Source organism: Pelagibacterium sp. (assembly GCF_965249125.1).
Lineage (GTDB): Bacteria > Pseudomonadota > Alphaproteobacteria > Rhizobiales > Devosiaceae > Pelagibacterium.
Genome location: NZ_OZ252217.1, coordinates 1,571,487 through 1,589,959 on the forward strand (window position 1 = coordinate 1,571,487; position 18,473 = coordinate 1,589,959).

Annotated in this window: 17 protein-coding genes; 8 read left to right on the forward strand and 9 right to left on the reverse strand. The window is 61.9% G+C overall.

The features are described 5' to 3' along the window. Nucleotides 1-48: 48 nt before the first annotated feature. Complete coding sequence (locus ACP148_RS07750) at nt 49-1,218, forward strand: peptidoglycan DD-metalloendopeptidase family protein (protein WP_421950354.1); 1,170 nt, start codon at nt 49-51, stop codon at nt 1,216-1,218. A 71-nt stretch (nt 1,219-1,289) separates the two neighbouring features. Here the strand turns inward: ACP148_RS07750 and ACP148_RS07755 are convergent, their stop codons facing one another. Continuing rightward, a complete protein-coding gene (locus tag ACP148_RS07755; protein WP_421950355.1) occupies nt 1,290-2,171 on the reverse strand; it encodes an ATP-binding protein in 882 nt (293 codons plus the stop codon). Between the two features lie 165 nt (nt 2,172-2,336). On the opposite strand from ACP148_RS07755, the gene yajC reads away from it, so the two are divergent. From yajC to ACP148_RS07775, 4 genes are all read left to right on the forward strand, one after another. Further along, nucleotides 2,337-2,672, forward strand: coding sequence for a preprotein translocase subunit YajC (gene yajC, locus ACP148_RS07760; protein ID WP_421950356.1), 336 nt, complete (start codon nt 2,337-2,339; stop codon nt 2,670-2,672). Between the two features lie 100 nt (nt 2,673-2,772). Beyond that, nucleotides 2,773-5,319, forward strand: a complete 2,547-nt coding sequence (gene secD / locus ACP148_RS07765; protein ID WP_421950357.1) for a protein translocase subunit SecD — start codon at nt 2,773-2,775, stop codon at nt 5,317-5,319. 5 nt (nt 5,320-5,324) lie between these two features. Then, nucleotides 5,325-5,717, forward strand: coding sequence for an Mth938-like domain-containing protein (locus tag ACP148_RS07770; protein ID WP_421950358.1), 393 nt, complete (start codon nt 5,325-5,327; stop codon nt 5,715-5,717). Further along, nucleotides 5,718-6,563, forward strand: coding sequence for a phytoene/squalene synthase family protein (locus ACP148_RS07775; protein WP_421950359.1), 846 nt, complete (start codon nt 5,718-5,720; stop codon nt 6,561-6,563). 3 nt (nt 6,564-6,566) lie between these two features. On the opposite strand, the gene trmFO is transcribed toward ACP148_RS07775, so the two are convergent. The 3 genes from trmFO to ACP148_RS07790 all read right to left on the reverse strand — a co-directional run bounded on the left by trmFO (nt 6,567) and on the right by ACP148_RS07790 (nt 8,888). Beyond that, nucleotides 6,567-7,946, reverse strand: a complete 1,380-nt coding sequence (trmFO, locus tag ACP148_RS07780) for a methylenetetrahydrofolate--tRNA-(uracil(54)-C(5))-methyltransferase (FADH(2)-oxidizing) TrmFO (RefSeq protein WP_421950360.1) — start codon at nt 7,944-7,946, stop codon at nt 6,567-6,569. A gap of 93 nt (nt 7,947-8,039) precedes the next feature. Beyond that, a complete protein-coding gene (locus ACP148_RS07785) occupies nt 8,040-8,600 on the reverse strand; it encodes a type 1 glutamine amidotransferase domain-containing protein (RefSeq protein WP_421950361.1) in 561 nt (186 codons plus the stop codon). Between the two features lie 138 nt (nt 8,601-8,738). Beyond that, the gene (locus ACP148_RS07790) at nt 8,739-8,888 is read right to left on the reverse strand and encodes a DUF1127 domain-containing protein (RefSeq protein ID WP_014130631.1); all 150 of its coding nucleotides are present in this window, start codon (nt 8,886-8,888) and stop codon (nt 8,739-8,741) included. A gap of 142 nt (nt 8,889-9,030) precedes the next feature. Here ACP148_RS07790 and ACP148_RS07795 point away from each other — a divergent pair, with 142 nt between their 5' ends. Then, on the forward strand, nt 9,031-9,681 hold the full coding sequence (locus ACP148_RS07795; RefSeq protein ID WP_421950362.1) for a glutathione S-transferase family protein: 651 nt from the start codon (nt 9,031-9,033) through the stop codon (nt 9,679-9,681). 65 nt (nt 9,682-9,746) lie between these two features. On the opposite strand, the gene ACP148_RS07800 is transcribed toward ACP148_RS07795, so the two are convergent. Together ACP148_RS07800 and uvrA are read right to left on the reverse strand one after the other, a co-directional pair. After that, nucleotides 9,747-9,896 carry a DUF1127 domain-containing protein gene (locus ACP148_RS07800; protein ID WP_421950363.1) on the reverse strand — a complete coding sequence of 50 codons (150 nt, stop codon included), beginning with the start codon at nt 9,894-9,896 and terminating at the stop codon, nt 9,747-9,749. Nucleotides 9,897-10,359: 463 nt separating this feature from the next. Then, on the reverse strand, nt 10,360-13,251 hold the full coding sequence (uvrA, locus tag ACP148_RS07805) for an excinuclease ABC subunit UvrA (RefSeq protein WP_421950364.1): 2,892 nt from the start codon (nt 13,249-13,251) through the stop codon (nt 10,360-10,362). 319 nt (nt 13,252-13,570) lie between these two features. On the opposite strand from uvrA, the gene ssb reads away from it, so the two are divergent. Next, on the forward strand, nt 13,571-14,044 hold the full coding sequence (gene ssb, locus ACP148_RS07810) for a single-stranded DNA-binding protein (RefSeq protein ID WP_264224192.1): 474 nt from the start codon (nt 13,571-13,573) through the stop codon (nt 14,042-14,044). A 69-nt stretch (nt 14,045-14,113) separates the two neighbouring features. Here the strand turns inward: ssb and ACP148_RS07815 are convergent, their stop codons facing one another. The 3 genes from ACP148_RS07815 to ACP148_RS07825 all read right to left on the reverse strand — a co-directional run bounded on the left by ACP148_RS07815 (nt 14,114) and on the right by ACP148_RS07825 (nt 17,423). Next, complete coding sequence (locus ACP148_RS07815) at nt 14,114-14,647, reverse strand: hypothetical protein (RefSeq protein ID WP_421950365.1); 534 nt, start codon at nt 14,645-14,647, stop codon at nt 14,114-14,116. After that, nucleotides 14,631-16,889, reverse strand: a complete 2,259-nt coding sequence (locus ACP148_RS07820; RefSeq protein ID WP_421950366.1) for an efflux RND transporter permease subunit — start codon at nt 16,887-16,889, stop codon at nt 14,631-14,633. Before ACP148_RS07820 ends, ACP148_RS07815 begins: the two co-directional genes overlap by 17 nt. A gap of 99 nt (nt 16,890-16,988) precedes the next feature. Continuing rightward, nucleotides 16,989-17,423 (reverse strand): Lrp/AsnC family transcriptional regulator, encoded by a 435-nt coding sequence (locus ACP148_RS07825; RefSeq protein ID WP_421950367.1) that lies wholly within the window; start codon nt 17,421-17,423, stop codon nt 16,989-16,991. A 118-nt stretch (nt 17,424-17,541) separates the two neighbouring features. Between ACP148_RS07825 and rocF the strand changes: the two genes are divergently transcribed. Further along, on the forward strand, nt 17,542-18,468 hold the full coding sequence (gene rocF, locus ACP148_RS07830) for an arginase (RefSeq protein ID WP_421950368.1): 927 nt from the start codon (nt 17,542-17,544) through the stop codon (nt 18,466-18,468). Nucleotides 18,469-18,473: the final 5 nt, after the last annotated feature.

An 18,473-nucleotide genomic window follows, 5' to 3' on the forward strand; every position in this document is an offset into this window, starting at 1 on the left:
AAGTCTACTCTAATTTTCATTGAGTAGACGAGTTGACAGGCATTTTCCATGACCTTGAGCGTAACGGGTTTCAATCTGCGCAATACCGGTTCCGCACTTGCGATGAGTGTTGCTGCCCTTGTGTTGGCAGGATGTTCCTCGATGGGGCCCTTCGGAAGCGATCCCACGGTGACGGGATCAACCTCGCGGATGGGTGGTGCCGTAGTGGGTCAGGCAATGCCGGCGTATCTTCCTCCAGCCAATATCGGTGGCGGGGGTGTCGGGGTTGCCAATACCGGGCCGGTCCTTATCGACCGGACGACCGCTTCGCCGGTCGGTACGCAGTCGGCTGTCGTCTCCCAGGATCTTCCCGCTTTGCAGCCGTCGTCAGTAACGAGTACCCAAGCCATGCCTGCACAAACCGCCGCAGTATCCTCTCCTTCGTCAACTCTGTCCCAGTCTGCCGCACCGAGCGCTCCGCAGCTCGGCGTGGTGCAGGGCGATACCTACAAGCACACGATCGCCTCGGGTGAATCGCTCTATACGATCGCCCGGCGCTATGATGTGAGCGCGACCGACATCATCGCCGCGAACAATATCAGCTCGCCCGACAGGATCGTGGTTGGCCAGAGCCTTGTCATTCCAGGCCGTCCCGACCTTCTGGCCCAGCGCGGGCAGACCCAGCAGGTCGCCGCGGTTTCGAGTACACAGAATTCGCTGGCCACGCCCTCGGGCACGACAGCGACCCAGCCGGCGAACACGCAGGCTGCTGCTCCGGCCCCGACGCCAACGCCGGCTCCGGCCGCGCCGACCACCCAGGTCGCTGCCGTGCCCGCGCAGCCGGCAACGCCAGCGGCAACCGCTTCTGTGACCAGCGACAAGTTCCGCTGGCCGCTGTCGGGGCGGGTCATCACCGATTTCGCCGCTTCGAGGGGCACCGGCATCAATATCGAAGCGCCGGAAGGCACTTCGGTGCGGGCCGCCGAAAACGGCGAAGTGATCTATGTGGGGAACGCAGTCGAGGGCTATGGCAATCTGGTGCTGGTCAAGCACGCCAATGGCTTTGTTTCGGCCTATGCGCACCTCAACACAATCGGCGTGGTCAAGGGCGACACCATATCGCGTGGCGATGCCATTGGCACAGTTGGGATGACCGGTTCGGTCAGCCGCCCGCAGCTGCACTTCGAGCTGCGCAAGGGCGCGACGCCGGTCGATCCGATGCCGCTTCTGGCCGGCTAAACCGTTTCAGAAATACTGGTAGGCAATGCTCCTTGTTGGGGCCGGTCCAGGAGGGCCGGCCCCTTCGTTTCTCAGGAGATCGACTTGCCTTTAACGCCAGCGAGATGGCGCACGAACTGGATGGCGACACGGCCGGAACGGGACCCGCGAGTCGCGGACCATTCAATGGCCCGGGCGCGCAATTCGGCCTCGGCGACCTCGATGCGGTAATGGGCGACATAGTTACGCACCATGGCGAGGTAGGTATCCTGGTCGCAATTGTGAAAGCCGAGCCAGAGACCGAAACGGTCCGAAAGCGAAACCTTTTCCTCGACGGCTTCGCTGGGGTTGATTGCCGTCGAGCGCTCGTTTTCGATCATGTCGCGCGGCATCAGATGGCGGCGGTTTGATGTGGCGTAGAAGAGGGTGTTGGCCGGGCGGCCCTCCAGACCACCGTCAAGGACGGACTTGAGGGCCTTGTAGCTCGACTCGTCGCGATCGAAGCTCAAATCGTCGCAATAGATGATGTAGCGTTCGGGGCGGTCGACGAGAAAGCGCAGAAGAACGGGCAGGGTGGCGATGTCCTCGCGGGCGATCTCAATGAGGATGAGTCGGGAAAGCCCCGGTTCGCCTGATGTTTCGATGTGGCCGTGGATCGCCTTGACCATCGAGGACTTGCCCATGCCGCGGGCGCCCCAGAGCAGCGCATTGTTGGCGCCGTGGCCGCGGGCAAAGGCGAGGGTGTTGTCGTAAAGGATGTCGCGCAGGTGCGCAACGCCTTCGAGCAGGGCGAGCGGGATGCGATTGACGGCGCGCACGGGACGCAGGATGTGATCTGCGCCATCCCAGAGATAGGCGTTTATGCCGTCCTCGATCCGGGCGGTCGCCTCGGTGGTTCCGGCCATGGTGTCGAGCGTGCGCGCGATCTTTTCGAGCGACGCGGAAATGGCCGAAAGTTGGTCTGTATTTTCCACTGGAGAATAGTCCCTGAAAGTGCCCGATAGGCTTTGCCTTTCGCCGGGCCCGCTAGTATAGTCCGCGCGATTTTTTGGGAGGAGTATACCTGCCCAAAACCGCAAGCGTCCCTATATGGGACAATCAGTCCTGCTTTGACAAGCAGACCGCTACGGAGTGCCTTAATGTTCGTTACGCCAGCTTTTGCCCAGGGTGCCGCAGCACCCTCCGGGATGGACTTTATTTCCAGCTTTATTCCCATCATCCTGCTTATCGCCATTTTCTGGTTCCTTATCTTCCGCCCGCAGCAGAAGCGGATGAAGACGCATCAGGCCATGCTGGCGGCCGTCAAACGCGGCGATACGATCGTTACCAATGGCGGTGTCGTGGGCAAGGTGACCAAGGCTGTCGACGGCGAAGACCTGGAAGTGGAAATCGCCACCGGGGTCAAGATCAAGGTCGTGCGCACAATGATCGCCGACGTGCGGACCAAGTCCGAGCCGGTCAACGACAACAAATAGTGGCGCAGCCAGTCGCAAGGGCGTGCCTTGCGAACGCGAATCCGGTAGCGCCGGCGCGTTGAGCGTCGGCGCTATGGACCATTAAAAACGAAGGTTTCCCATGAAGTTCCCGCCATTCCGGACCATTGCCGTTCTTTTGGTGACGCTGCTCAGCGTCATGGCGGTCTTGCCCAATTTCCTCAGTGAGCAGACGCGGGCCGGCTTGCCGGACTGGCTGCCCAAGCAGGAAATCGTGCTCGGTCTCGATCTGCAGGGCGGGTCGCACCTATTGTTGCAGGTCAACCGCGACGACATCGTCGAGGGGCGGATCAGCGACATTCGGCGCGATGCGCGCGCCATGTTGATCGAGGCCGGTATCGGAAGCCTGATCACGACCGACGGCGCGGCGCTCAATGTCGAATTGACCGACCCGAGCCAGCTCGACGCGGCGCGTCAGACGCTTGAGCCGCTCGCGCAGCCGGTCGATGGCGGGATTTTCGGTGGCGGAACGTCGGTGCCCGAGATTGAAATTGCGACGACGGGTGGCCGCATCCTCATTACCCTGACCGAGGATGCCATTTCGAGCCGCATGTCCTCGCTGGTCGCGCAATCGCTCGAGGTGATCCGCAGCCGTATCGACGAGGTGGGAACCACCGAGCCGATCATCCAGCGCCAGGGCGAGGACCGGATACTGGTGCAGGTGCCCGGTTTTGGCGATTCCGAGCGTCTTAAGGACCTCATCAGCCAGACGGCGCGGCTGACGTTCCATCTGGTTTACCCCTCGATGAGCGCGGCGCAGGCGCAAACGCAGGGGCTGCCGGCAGGGACGATGATCGTGCCAAGCACCGACGGGTTCGACGAACTGCTCTATGAGGACGTGGCGATTGGCGGCGAGGAACTGGTGGACGCGCAGCCGTCCTTTGACCAGAACAGCCGACCGGTCGTCTCGTTCCGGTTCAACACGCAGGGTGCAATTACCTTTGGCGAAATCACATCGGCTAATGTCGGGCGGCGCTTTGCCATCGTGCTCGACGGCCAGGTGATCACAGCGCCGACAATCCAGCAGCCCATCACGGGCGGCACGGGCCAGATTTCAGGCAATTTCACCTCCGAGTCGGCGAGCGATCTTGCGGTCCTGCTCCGCGCAGGCGCGCTCCCGGCGACGCTGGACGTGGTTGAAGAGCGCACCGTGGGCCCGAGCCTTGGCGCGGATTCGATCAATGCCGGTGTTACCGCGGGTCTGATCGGCACGGCGGGCGTGGTGCTGTTCATGCTGGCGGCCTATGGGCTGTTCGGGGTGTTTGCCAATATCGCGCTGGTGCTCAATATCGGCATGATCCTGGCGGCGCTTTCGACGCTGGGGGCGACACTGACATTGCCGGGCATCGCCGGTATCGTCTTGACGGTCGGCATGGCCGTCGATTCCAACGTGCTGATTTTCGAGCGCATACGCGAGGAACTGGGGGCCGGGCGATCTCCGTTCCAAGCGATCGATTCGGGCTTCAAGCGAGCCATGACGACAATCGTCGACGCCAACGTCACGACGCTGATCGCCGCGGTTGTGCTGTTCTTTTTGGGTTCGGGACCCGTGCAGGGCTTTGCGGTGACGCTGGCCATCGGTGTTCTGACCACGATGTTCACCGCGTATCTGGTGACGCAGCTGCTTGTGAACACCTGGTTCCAGAACCGTCGTCCCAAGACATTGAAGGTCAATATTCTCGAGCGTTTTCTTCCGCTCGAGCCCAAGCTGCCCTTCATGAGCTGGCGCAAGTTCGGCTTTGCCTTCACGCTGGTGCTGCTGGTGAGCACGGTGGCGCTGGAAGCGACGCGCGGGCTCAATCTGGGCATCGATTTCACCGGCGGCAGCGCCATCGAATTGCAGGCCAATGACGGGGAAGCCGATATCGGCGATCTGCGCACGCGGCTCGGAGATCTCGAGATCGGCGAAGTGCAGGTCCAGGAGTTCGGCTCGCCGTCCGACGTTCTGGTGCGCATCGGCACGCAGGATGGCGACGAGACGGCGCAGCAAGCAGCCGTGCAGCAGGTAACCGACGCGGTTGCCGAAGACTATGAGGTGCGCCGCACCGAAGCGGTGAGCGGCACGGTTTCTTCCGAGCTGGCCTTCAACGGCATCGTGGGCATTCTGGTCGCGATGGTGGGTATCGTCATCTATGTCTGGCTGCGTTTTGAATGGCAGTTCAGTGTCGGCGCCATTCTGGCGCTGGTTCACGATGTCATTCTGACCGTGGGGCTGTTTGCGTTGCTCCAGCTTGAGTTCAATCTATCGAGTATCGCGGCTGTGCTGACGGTGATCGGCTATTCGCTTAACGACACTGTGGTGATTTATGATCGGATTCGCGAGAATCTGGCCAAATACAAGCGGATCACCCTTACCGAAATCATCAATATGTCGCTCAACCAGACGCTGACGCGGACCATCCTGACCGGCGGCACGACGGCGCTGGCGCTGATCGCGCTGGTGATTTTCGGCGGCGAGGTGATCCGCAGCTTCACGCTGGCCATGGCCTGGGGCGTGTTCGTGGGCACATATTCCTCGATTTTCGTATCGGCGCCCATCCTGCTCTATCTGGGCGTGAAAACACGCGCGGAAACCGAAGTCACCGACAAACCCAAGCCTGAGCGCCGCGCCGACGGCGCCGCGGTCTAGAGCCCGTGGCCTGGGAAGCAGGTCAGGGGCACTATCCCTATCAGGCGACCATCGACGCCTATGGCGACGGTGGTTTCCGGTTTGCGGAAATGTCGCACAGGGGTTCGCTGATCTGCCTGCCTTCGGGGATGTATGCCTGGGAGGTCGAGGCCGCGGCCGATCTGACGCTGGCCTCGCTGGCGCGGGTGATCGATAGTGCGGACAGTATCGATGTGCTGCTGATCGGGCTCGGGCCCGAGATCGCGGCGATCACACCCGAAATAAGAACGGCGCTGCGCGAGCGCAGTGTCATCGTCGAGGCGGTTTCGACGGGCAGCGCGATCAGGACCTACAATGTGTTGCTGGCCGAAAACCGGGCGGTTGGCGCGGCGCTGATCAGTGTCGAAAAGGCCCGCTAGATGAGCGACAGCTTTGCGCTTGCGGCGGACCAGTTGCGCGAACTCGACCGGGATCGCTATGCCGCGAGCCTGGTCATACCGGCGGAGCACCGTGCGGCGGTGCAATCGATTTTTGCCTTTTCCGCCGAGATTGCCGCAATCCGGGAGCGGGTTTCAGAGCCGACACCGGGCGAAATCCGGCTCCAATGGTGGGTCGATGCCATCGAAGGCGAAGGCCATGGGGCCATCGTCAGCAATCCGGTGGCGGACGCGTTGTTCAAAACGCTCGAACGCTATGGGTTGCCCAGCGGGCCCCTGCTGCGGCTATTGGCGGCGCGGCGGTTCGATCTTTATCACGACCCGATGCCCGATATCGGCCAGTTCGAGGGCTATGCCGGTGAAACCGTTTCGGTGCTTTACCAATATGCGGCGATGATTCTTGCCGGGGGGCCGGTGGATGCCGCGGCAGACGCAGCAGGGCATTTGGGCGTGGCGCAGGCGCTGGCGGGCCATGTGCGGGCCTTTGGCTACAACGCCTCGCGCAGTCAGCTGTTTCTGCCGCTGGCGCTGTTTACTGCACACGGGGTTCGCGAGGCCGATATTTACGCGGGCAAGGACAGCGACGAATTGCGCGCGGCGCTGACGCAGGCCGGCGAACTGGCACAGACGCATGCGGACAAGGCGGCTTGCGCCATAGCCGGGATGGATGCCGGCATCAAACCGGCATTTGCCAGCCTGGCGCTGGTCCGGGCAGACATCAGGGCGCTGGCCCGGCAAATCGGTCGTCCCTTCAATGCGCTGCCAGCGCCGTCGGCGTTTCGTCGCCTCTCGTCTGTCATCTGGTGGGCGCTGCGGCACGCCAGATGAGCTTTAGAGCCAACTGGCCAGGTCTTCAAGCGCGCGGGTGGTGAATGCTTTTTTCTTGGCTTTGGCCTTGTCGGGTCCACGCCAGCGGCCTTTAAGGCCTTCGGGCTTTTTGATTTCGACCGGCGGAAACAAGCCGAAATTGACGTTCATGGGCTGGAAGCTGCGGGCGCCGGAATAGGATTCAGATTCGATGTGACCGCCGGTGATGTGGGCGATCAGCGCCCCGAACGCCGTTGTGGCGGGCGGCAGGACCGGTGTTTCGCCTTTGGCCTCTGCCGCCGAAAGTCGACCGCAGATCAGGCCCATGGCGGCGCTTTCCACATAGCCTTCGACGCCTGTGACCTGGCCGGCGAACCGCAGGCGCGGATCGGCCTTGAGCTTGAGGTCGGGGCCGAGCACTTTGGGGGAATTGAGGAAGGTGTTGCGGTGCAGCCCGCCGAGCCGGGCAAACTGGGCGTTCTCAAGCCCAGGGATCATGCGGAAGATTTCGGTCTGCACGCCGTAGCGCATCTTGGTCTGGAAACCAACCATGTTCCAGAGCGTGCCGAGCGCGTTGTCCTGGCGGAGCTGGATGACCGCGTAGGGCTTGGTTTCCGGATGGCGCGGATTGGTGAGACCAACCGGCTTCATGGGGCCGAAACGCAGGGTTTCGCGGCCGCGTTCGGCCATCACCTCGATGGGCAGGCAGCCATCGAAATAGGGGACGATCTCCCAATCCTTGAACTGGTGCAGCGGGGCTGACAGCAGGGCGTCGATGAAGGCGTTGTACTGGTCTTGGGTCATCGGGCAGTTGAGATAGTCCGCGCCGGTGCCGGCCGGGCCGGGCTTGTCGTAGCGCGACTGGGCCCAGACGATATCGAGATCGATGCTGTCGTAATGGATGATCGGGGCGATGGCGTCGAAAAAGGCGAGCGAATCCTCGCCGGTCAATTGCTGGATGGCGGCGGCGAGGGCGGGCGAGGTGAGCGGGCCAGTCGCGACGATGACATTGTCCCATTCGGCGGGGGGGAGGCCGGCGACCTCCTCGCGGGCGATCGTGATGCGGGGATGAGCCTCCAGCGCCTCGGTGACTTGCTGGGAAAAGCCGTCACGATCGACAGCCAGCGCACCACCGGCGGGCAGGGCGCATTTGTCGGCGCAGGCCATGATGAGGGAGTTGGCGCGGCGCATTTCCTCGTGGAGAAGGCCAACGGCGTTGTGTTCGTGATCGTCGGAGCGGAAGCTGTTCGAGCACACAAGTTCGGCAAAGCCGTCGGTATGGTGCGCGTCGGTAGGTTTGACCGGGCGCATTTCATGCAGCACAACGTCGACGCCGGCCTGGGCCGCCTGCCAAGCTGCTTCCGACCCGGCCAGACCGCCACCGATCACATGAATTTTCGCCATGACACCATCCGTTTATAGAGTTGGCATGGCTATAGACGAAAAGCGCGCGGCAATCCAAGACTGCCGCGCGCTGCGTTTGGTCACGGGGCCGTATCAGGCGGCGCGGCGCTCGTGCCGGCCTTCGTTGATCTCTTCGGCGATCTTTTCGCAGAAGGCATCGAGATCGCCGGGATTGCGGCTGGTGACAAGCCCCTGATCGGTGACGACGGGGCTGTCTTCCCACTGGGCTCCGGCATTGATGAGGTCGGTTTTGACCGAAGGATAGGATGTCATCTTGCGGCCTCTGGCGATGCCGGTTTCGGCAAGCAGCCAGGGGGCATGGCAGATGGCCGCGACGACCTTGCTGTCGGACCAGAATTTCGAGATGAAATCGAGGGCCTTCTGCTCGACGCGCAGCAGGTCGGGATTGATCTGGCCGCCGGGGAGAACAATGGCGTCGTAATCGTCGGCCGAAACGCTGTCGAGTGTCTTGTCGACGTCGACGGGGCGGCCCCAGTCATTCTTGTCCCAGCCCTTGATCTGACCGGGTTCGAGCGAGATCACATGAACGGTGGCGCCGGCGCTGCGGAGCCTGTCACGCGGGACTTCGAGTTCGGACTGTTCGAAACCGCTGGTGGCAAGAAGCGCGATGGATTTGCCTTGCAGGTCTTGCATGACTTTCCCTTTCTTTTTTGGAGAAAGGGAGAACGGATCTGCCGGGCCGATGTTCCAGCGGGCTAACGCGAGGCAAAGAAAAAGAGCGCTCCGACAAAGAGCGCCCTTCAGACTGTATAATTGTTGCGGCCAGTGCGGTTAGAGCGCGCTGGCATGGTCGCGAGCAATGCGCTGGATGTCCGAGCGGGCGATACCGAGGTCGCTCAGTTCGCGATTGCCGAGGGCGTTGAGTTCACGAACCGTCTGCTGGTAGGCCGACCAACGCTTGAAAGTCTTGCGAATGTCCATTTTTGTCTCCTTTCGTTTTACGCCCCTTTAGCTAGTGAGAATCGGTGCCGATGTGCAGATGGCGATTGGTCATTGCCGCCTTGCATGATCTGCATGACTATTGGGTGCAGCGATTCACGCTTGCTTAACGGATGAGCTTTTGATGACGGATTTGATACTTTGGGGACGGGCGAGCTCGGCCAATCTGCAAAAGGCGCGCTGGGCGCTTGAAGAGACCGGCGTGCCGTTCGAGTTGCGGGAAGTGGGAGGCCGGTTCGGTGGGTTGGACACGCCCGAATTCGGGGCAATGAACCCCAATCGACTGGTGCCGGTGCTTCAGCATGGAGATCTGACCGTGTGGGAAAGCCACGCCGTGGTGCGCTATGTCGCGGCGGCGTTCGGTGGTGAGAAATTGTGGTCCGCCGACCCGAAAGGCCGCGCGCCCATCGATCAGTGGACGGACTGGACGGCCACGACCTTTCAGCCGCGCTGGATAAGGCTGTTCGGCCTGATCGTGCGGGTTCTGCCCGAACGGCACGACAAGGAAGCGATCGCCGGCGCGCTCAAGGAGACGGTCGCGGCACTGAAAATGATGAATGAGCAGCTTGAGGCGACGGACTACCTGGCGGGCGCGGCCTTCAGCTATGCCGACATCGTGGCCGGTGTGTCGCTTTTTCGACTGACGACGCTGGGCGTCGAGTTGCCGTCGCTTCCCGGCGTAAAGGCCTGGCACGAGAGGCTCAAGGCGCGGCCGGTTTTTGAAAAGACAGTCTGCATCTCGTACGAAGAATTGCGCGCCCGTCCGGCATCGTGAATCAAAAAAGGCATCCCGATCAAGGATGCCTTTTTCGTGCTCGGACGTTGGAGGTCGTCTGAAACTTAAAGCTGGCTGGCATGATCGCGAGCGATGCGTTCGATATCGCCGCGGGTGATGCCGAGGTCGTTGAGCTCACGGTTGCCAAGCGAATTCAGTTCGCGAACCGTCTGCTGGTAAGCCGACCACTTCTGCAAAGTCTTGCGAATACCCATGTGATGTTCCTTTCGTTTCGATGACCGGGATATAGGCCCTTAAAGACGACCTTTGTACTAGGGATTTGCTCATTTCGGCCATGCGGTTTTCGCATGGCTGGAGAAACCAGGGTTTCCGGGGACAGAAAGGAGTTGGCTGCGCCCGATGACTCATCATCGGGCGCAGCCTGATGCCGGATCAGTCGTGGCGATCGAAAAGGCCCTTGGTCATCTTGGTGAAATCCCGAAGGGGGATTTCCAGATCCTCGCAGCCGCGCCGGGGAACGGGGGCTATTCGGCGCAAGCTCCGCGGGTCTGTGCCCGAGGGCATCGATTGCTTCCAGGCGATACGGACGAACATGGAAACCTCCATGCAGGCTGTTTGCACGGACCAACCATAGGCACGAATCATGACGGTTCGTTATCGGGCCGCGCGCACGCCGCCCTTGCACGGGGCGCATGGCACTGGCTGCAGGGCCAGTTGCTATTGAGCGGCAGTCATGCGCAAGGGTCGGCGTTCCATGATTTCCTTGAGGAAGTGGCCGGTGTGCGAGCGGGGGCTTTGTGCAACCTGTTCGGGGGTGCCGACGGCCACGATCTCGCCGCCGCCATCGCCGCCCTCGGGGCCAAGGTCGATGATCCAGTCGGCCGTCTTGATCACTTCAAGATTGTGCTCGATGACGATGACGGTGTTTCCGGTATCGACAAGCTGCTGGAGCACCTCGAGCAATTTGGCGACGTCGTGAAAGTGCAGGCCTGTGGTCGGCTCGTCGAGCACGTAGAGTGTGCGGCCGGTGGCGCGCTTGGACAGTTCCTTGGCCAGCTTGACGCGCTGCGCCTCGCCGCCCGAAAGGGTGGTCGCCTGCTGGCCGATCTTGACGTAGCCCAGACCGACCCGCTGAAGGGTGACGAGCTTGTCGCGGATGACAGGCACCGCGGAAAAGAACTCGGCGCCTTCATCGACTGTCATGTCGAGAACGTCGGAAATCGACTTGCCCTTGAACTGGACTTCGAGGGTTTCGCGGTTGTAGCGATGGCCCTTGCAAACGTCGCAGGTCACATAGACGTCGGGGAGGAAGTGCATCTCGATCTTGATGACGCCATCGCCCTGGCACGCCTCGCAGCGGCCACCCTTGACGTTGAACGAAAAACGCCCCGGACCGTAACCGCGTGCCTTGGATTCAGGCATGTTGGCGAACCACTCACGGATGTGGGTGAAAGCGCCCGTATAGGTGGCGGGATTGGAGCGCGGCGTGCGCCCGATGGGGCTCTGGTCGATGTCGATGACCTTGTCGAGCAATTCGAGCCCGGTCAGGCTTTCATGAGGGGCAGGGTGCAAACGCGCACCGTTAAGGCGCCGGGCGATGGCCTGATAGAGCGTATCGACGGTCAGGGTGGACTTGCCGCCGCCCGATACGCCGGTGATGGCCACGAACATGCCGAGCGGAATGTCGACGGAGACATTTTTGAGGTTGTTGCCGGTCGCGCCCTTGAGCGAGAGCTGGCGGCCCTTTTTGGCCTTGCGGCGCTCGGCGGGCACGGGGATGCCCATGCGGCCCGAGAGATATTGGCCGGTGAGGCTGTCGGGGTGGGAAAGGACATCGTCGGGGGTGCCCTGCGCAATGATCTGGCCGCCATGCACACCGGCTCCCGGTCCGATATCGAGCACATGATCGGCTGTGAGAATAGCGTCCTCGTCATGCTCGACAACGATCACTGTGTTGCCCAGGTCGCGAAGGCGGCGAAGCGTTTCGAGCAGGCGCGCATTGTCGCGCTGGTGCAGGCCGATTGAGGGTTCGTCGAGGACGTAAAGGACACCCGTCAGCCCTGAGCCAATCTGGCTGGCGAGGCGGATACGCTGGCTTTCACCACCCGAAAGCGAGCCCGAATTGCGCGAGAGTGTCAAATATTGCAGGCCGACATCGTTGAGGAAAGCCAGCCGGTCGCGGATTTCCTTAAGGATGCGCTCGCCGATTGCCGACTGGGTCTGGTTGAGGTGGCTGGGCAGTTCGGCAAACCAATCGGCGGCACCCTTGATGGACAACTCGGACACCTGGCCGATGTGACGGCCATGGATCTTGACCGCCAGCGCTTCGGGCTTGAGGCGATAGCCATCACAGGCCGGGCAGGGGGCCGCCGACATGTAGCGCTCGATATCCTCGCGCGCCGCCGATGATTCGGTTTCGCGATAGCGGCGTTCGAGATTGCCGATAACCCCCTCGAACGGCTTCTGCGTCGAATATTTGCGCAAGCCATCGTCATAGATGAATTCGATCTTGGTCTTGTCGGTGCCGAACAGGATGGCGTGCTGGACCTCGAACGGCAAATCCTGCCAGGCGGTGCCGGTCGATGCCTTGAAGTGCCGGGTGACGGCCTGAAGGGTCTGCAGATAATAGGGCGACGAGGTTTTCGACCAGGGCTGGATGGCGCCGTCACGCAAAGAAAGCGAACCATCGGGGACCACGAGATCGGGATCGATCTTGGCTTCGGTGCCAAGCCCGGAGCAGACCGGACAGGCCCCGAAGGGGTTGTTAAAGGAGAACAGGCGTGGCTCGATTTCCGCAATGGTAAAGCCGGAGACCGGGCAGGCGAATTTTTCCGAGAAGGTCAGGCGCTTGGGACCGCCGTCTTCCTCGGTCTGGTCTGCGTATTCGGTCAGCGCGATGCCATCGGCCAGCCGCAGCGCCGTTTCGAAACTTTCCGCAAGGCGGCCGGCGATGTCGCCATTGACCACGATGCGGTCGACGACAACCTCGATATCGTGCTTGAGCTTCTTGTCGAGGGCGGGCGCCTCCTCGATCTCGTAAAACGCGCCATCGATCTTGACCCGCTGGAAGCCCTTTTTCATCAGTTCGGCGAGTTCCTTGCGGTACTCACCCTTGCGGCCGCGCACGATGGGCGCCAGCAGGTAAAGACGGGTGCCCTCCTCGAGCGCCATGACCTTGTCGACCATCTGGGAGACGGTCTGGCTTTCGATGGGGAGGCCTGTGGCCGGGGAATAGGGGATGCCGACGCGGGCGAACAGCAGGCGGAGATAATCGTAGATCTCGGTGACGGTGCCGACCGTCGAACGCGGATTGCGCGAGGTGGTTTTCTGCTCGATGGAAATGGCGGGCGAAAGCCCCTCGATGCTTTCGACATCGGGCTTTTGCATCATTTCGAGGAACTGGCGCGCATAGGCCGAAAGGCTTTCGACATAGCGGCGCTGGCCCTCGGCATAGATGGTATCGAAGGCGAGCGAGGATTTGCCGGAACCCGAAAGCCCGGTCATCACGATCAGCTTGTCGCGGGGCAGCCGGACGTCGATATTTTTAAGATTGTGCTCCTTGGCACCCCGGATGACGATGTCGCGATTGGGATTGGAAATGTCATTCATGGGCGAATATCCAAGGATAGCGGGCCGGCGGGGCCGACAACAAAGCTCTTAACGGGCGCGGGAGGCGTCCGGTTCACTTAAGCACAACATCGGCTGCCTGCAAGGCCAGCTTGCGCAGGGCAGCAATGTGATGGAACATAATAGGAACGAATTGGATTCCGTCAAGCTTGACATATCGCATTTATGTAGAACAAAATTAGAACAAAGGAATTGTGCATAGAGCGGGCTGGCGCTGAACTTTTGCCGGTGATGGCTATATAGTGCGCTTAACGTGACTGGCCGGGCTTTGGCCCGGCGGACAAGAGACAGGAAGGCGAATATGTCGGGAAGCGTGAACAAGGTTATTCTGGTCGGCAATCTGGGGGCCGACCCCGAAGTGCGGTCGCTGCCCAATGGCAACCCCGTGGTCAATCTGCGCATAGCGACCTCGGAGCGCTGGCGCGATCGGAATTCGGGCGAACCGCGCGAGAAGACCGAATGGCACCGGGTGGTGATCTTCAGCGAGGGGCTGGCCAAGGTGGCCCAGAACTATCTCAAGAAGGGCTCCAAGGTTTATATCGAGGGCCAGCTCCAGACCCGGAAATGGGAAAAGGACGGCCAGGACCAGTATACGACCGAGATCGTGCTGCAGGGGTTCAATTCGACACTGACCATGCTCGACGGGCGCGGCGAGGGCGGCGGGGATCGCGACAGCGGCGGATATGGCGGCAGCCGGCAGGTCGAAAACCGCGGCCGGCCGTCAAGCGCGCCGGCTTTCGAGCCGGGCGGCATGGACGACGACATTCCGTTCTGATTGCAAAAGGCGCCGTGAGGCGCCTTTTTCTTTCAATGTTTGCTTGGGGCAGGCTAAGCAGATGCGGCTCTATTGCGCGAATGGCACCCGGGCTGTGGTCACGCCGCCCGTCGAAAGATCGGTGATCTGGAAATCCATGCCGATCTGCGCGTCGAGCAGGGCCATTGCGGCCTCGATCCGGTATTCCTTGCCTTCGGCGTTGCGGTTGAGCAGTTCGAAATCGATGCTGTCGCCGCTGCGGCGGCCGATGGCAACGCCTTGAAAGCTGGCGACCGAGGACATTGCCGCCTCATACTGGCCGGCTTCTTCATTCCAGATCATGGTGCCGGCCACGGCGATGGTACGGCCGGCGAGGGAGCAACGGCCATCGAAGGTAACGCGGGCCGCGCCGGCGTCATGGACACTCATGCGACAGACGACGGTTTCCTCCTGGCCGGTGGAGGCCAGCACCGCCGAACCCCGGCCGCGCCAATCGCCCACATAGCTCTTGAGCAGGTCGATATCTTCCTGGGCCGCAAGGGCCGGGCCGGAAAGCGGCAGGCTGGCAAGCGCGATAGCGCAGCTCATCAGGCGTGCCGGCAACGCTTCAGGCAGGAATTTCATTTTTTCGGTGTCTCCATCTGGCAAATATCATGGCTCCGCCGATGAGCAGCGCGGGCAGGACGATCAAATCGCCGATCAGTGCCGCCAAAAGCGTGATGACGGTCAAAAAGCCGAACAGGGCGACCTGGGGCAGAACCGAAACCGTGAGCACGGCACATCCGGCGATCAGGATCAGGGTGGTGGCGATCAGGGCCGGACCAACCCTGTCGAGGGTGGTATCGACTGCCTTGGCCACGCTTTCCCCCCGTTCGCGTGCCCGGGCATAATGAGCGAGAAAATGGATCGTGTCATCGACGGCGATTCCAAAGGCGATGGTCAGGGAAATGACAGTCGTCAGTTGCAGGTGAATTCCCGATGAATAGAGGAACAATTCGGTCAAAAGGATGGGCAGGCTGTTGGGAATGAGCGAGACCAGCGCCAGCCTCCAGGAGCGGAAGGCAATGCCGATCAGGACGACCGACAAGAACACGGCGAGCATGAGGCTGATCTGGAGGGTGGCGATCATATCGAGGCTGGCATAGGCGGTGAGAACTCGGAAACCGGATATTTCGGCGCCTTCTATGCCGGCGGTTTCGAGGTCGGCGCGAACCGCTTCGATGACGGCCACTGTCTGATGCGCATTCTCGGAGGTGGGGGAAAAGGCGGTCACCAATGCCTGCATGCCGTCGTCGGTCACAAAGCGCTGGCGCAGGAACGGGCCGACGGCCTCGAAGATGCGCTCGCGGGAAAAGCCCAGATCGGAATAGTGCCGGAAACTTGCGGCCGAGATGACCTTGCCGGCGCCGAAATGGTTTTCGGCGATCTCGTGAACGCGCTCGACCGTAGCGAAATCGCCGTCGGTCATTTCGGTGAGGCCGCCCTGGAGCGGAATGCGAATATAGACGGGGGCCACGCCACCGACGCCGGCATCGATCTGCTCGCTTGTAGCGATGGCATCGCTGTTGCTGGGCAGGAAATCCTGGAACCGGAACCGCGATTCGAGCAGGAAATGCGGGATGAGCAGCAGCCCCACGAACACAATGGCGGCGATGGCGGCCTGACGCGGCGCGACGCGCGCCATGCGCCGGATGAAGGGAATGGGGGCCGTCAGGGCCACGGACGGGGTTTTGCGCATCCTGAACCCCAGCCGCATGGCGAGCAGCAGCGACAGGGGCAGGAAGGTGACGAGCGCGAGAAAGGCCAGTGCCATGCCGAGCGCGCCGGAGATGGCAAATTCGCGCAGGCCCTGCCCCGGGGCAAGGGTAAGGCTGGCAAAGGCGATAATCGTGGTGATGGCGGTGAGGGCACAGGCCGGACTGACCTTGCGAACGGTTTCGACAAGCGCCTGGCGCTGATCCATTCCGACACCGCCGGTGCGCATCCAGTAAAGCACGAAATACATGCTTTCGGCGAATGCGATGACCAGCACCAGCGCCGAGACGATGTTGGTGAGAAAGGTGAAGCTGCCGAACACCAGTATGGTCATGCCGGTGACCCAGAATGCGGTGACGACGGGGGTGAGCGTTGCGATCAGAGCGCCCCAGAAGGTGCGAAAGCTCAAGAAGGCCGTAAAAAAGCCGAGTGCCACGCCGGCGAGCATGAACATGATCTGGTCGAAGCGCGAGGCGTTAAGGATCTCCTGTTTCCAGACGGCGGGACCGGTCAATTCGAGATGAATGTCCTCGCTCTCATAGGCCGCCATCAGTTCGCGCATCGATGCGAGCATGGCCTCGTCACCGCGTTCGGCGGCGACCTGGGGATCGGGGAACATGATCATTACCATGCCCGCGTTGCCGGCGAGAATGAGATTGCTCATCAGCGGATCGTTGACGCGCAGATCGTTCAGGGCGGAGGCTACCCGCTCGCGGGTCTGCATGCCCTCGGGAACGGCGGGCACCGAGGCGCCGCCTTCGGCCGGGCGGCGCAGGGAGAAGGGCGACATGGTGCCGGCGGCAAATTCGTTGAGTTCGAGTTCAAAGCCTAGAAAGCGGAGTTCTTCGAGGATTTCGGGGTCAGTCAGGTTTTCCGAACGCACCAGGAGGTAAACGTCATTCTCGAAGGTGCCGAAATTCTCGTTCAGCGCCATGTAGCGGTCGTATTCGATGCCCGAGCCGCGATAAAGGCGCAGCAGGTCGCCATCGATGTTGAAGCGGGTGAGCTGAAAGGTGCAAAGGGCCGTGAAGGCGAGGACCGCGACAGCCATGATGCGGGGGAAACGCAGGGTCAGCAGCCCCAGTCGCTCAAGGCCAAATCCGATCGACACTTGGTTTCTCCTCCGGGCGAATCGCAAGGAAAAGGTGCGTGTGAATTGGTAAAGGCTTGCGCGAGCGGCGTCCACTCGGGGCGAAACTCGGGACGGTAGTCAGCGTCGGAAGCGGGCGGCGAGGAGGATGTTGGTTTCGGTGAGGCTGATACCTTCGATCAACCGGATGGCGCCGAGGACCGAATCGAATTCGGGCAGCGAGGCACTTTCGATTTCGGCGACGAGGTCCCAGCGCCCATTGGTGCTGTAGAGCGCCCGGACCTGCGGAAGGCCGGAAAGGGCGCGGGCCACCTTGTCGGTCCCGCGGCCTTCCACCTCGATCATGGCTATGGCGCGGACGCGCTCGGCGTCGTCGGGTTGGCCGAGGCGGACGCCATAGCCGGAGATGGTGCCGTTGGCTTCCATGCGCTCCATGCGGGCCCTGACCGTCGTGCGGGACACGCCAAGGGTTGTGGCAAGGCTGGCGATGGGAAGGCGTGCGTCGTCGCGCAGGAGCGACAGGATTTTTCGGTCGAGAGGGTCGGTGTTTGGCATTTCGTACAGTGATCCTTGTCAGAATGGTCAATGTTAGTTGCACATTGCGCAGATTTGCAACTTTTCGTCTTCGTATTGCTTGGGCATGCTGGCACCAGCATTTTGGAGGCGAGAGCGCATGCGTGGACCGGAGCCCAGAACAATCACCCTGATCGGAGCGCCCGTCGAAGCCGGGGCAGGGCGGCAGGGATGTTCGATGGGGCCGAAAGCCCTGCGTATTGCCGGGCTGGCGGATGCCTTGTCGGGGCTGGGGCACACGGCTGTCGATCGGGGTGATGTCTTGCCCGAAAGCAACGATTTCGCCCTCGAAGGGCTGGCGCACAATGTCGTTGAGGTGACCGGGTTCGCCCGAGCGCTGGCCGACGCCGGAGAGGCGGCACTGTCAGAGGGAACAGCGGTCTATCTGGGCGGGGATCATGCGCTGTCGTTCGGCTCGGTGGCAGCTGCCCTGCGGCACGCGGACCGGATCGGGAAGAAGCTGCATGTGCTCTGGCTGGATGCTCATGCCGATTTCAATACGCCACGGACCTCGGCATCGGGGAACATGCACGGGATGCCGGCCGCCTTCTTTTGCGGCGAGCCCGGGTTTGACGGTATGCTCGAGTGCCCAAAGATGCCAGCAAGCCGGTATCATCTGGTGGGGGCGCGATCCATCGATCCGGCCGAGGTCGACCTGCTTGCGGCGCGGGGCGCCGACGTCAACGACATGGCCGAGATCGACGAACATGGGATCGCCGCGATCCTGCGGCGAATCCTCAAGGAGGTCGAGGCTGACGACGCGCTTTTGCATGTGAGCCTCGATGTCGATTTCATCGAGCCCGATCTGGCGCCCGGAGTTGGAACCACGGTGCCGGGCGGCGCGACGGTGCGCGAGGCGCATCTGGCGATGGAGATGGTGGGACGGTGCGGGCGGCTGGTCAGTCTCGACCTTGTCGAACTGAACCCGTTTCTCGACGACCGGGGCAAGAGCGCGCGCCTGATGGTGGACCTTGCGGCGAGCGCCTTCGGGCGCCGCATTTTCGATCGTCCGACACAACCTGCATAATCGAG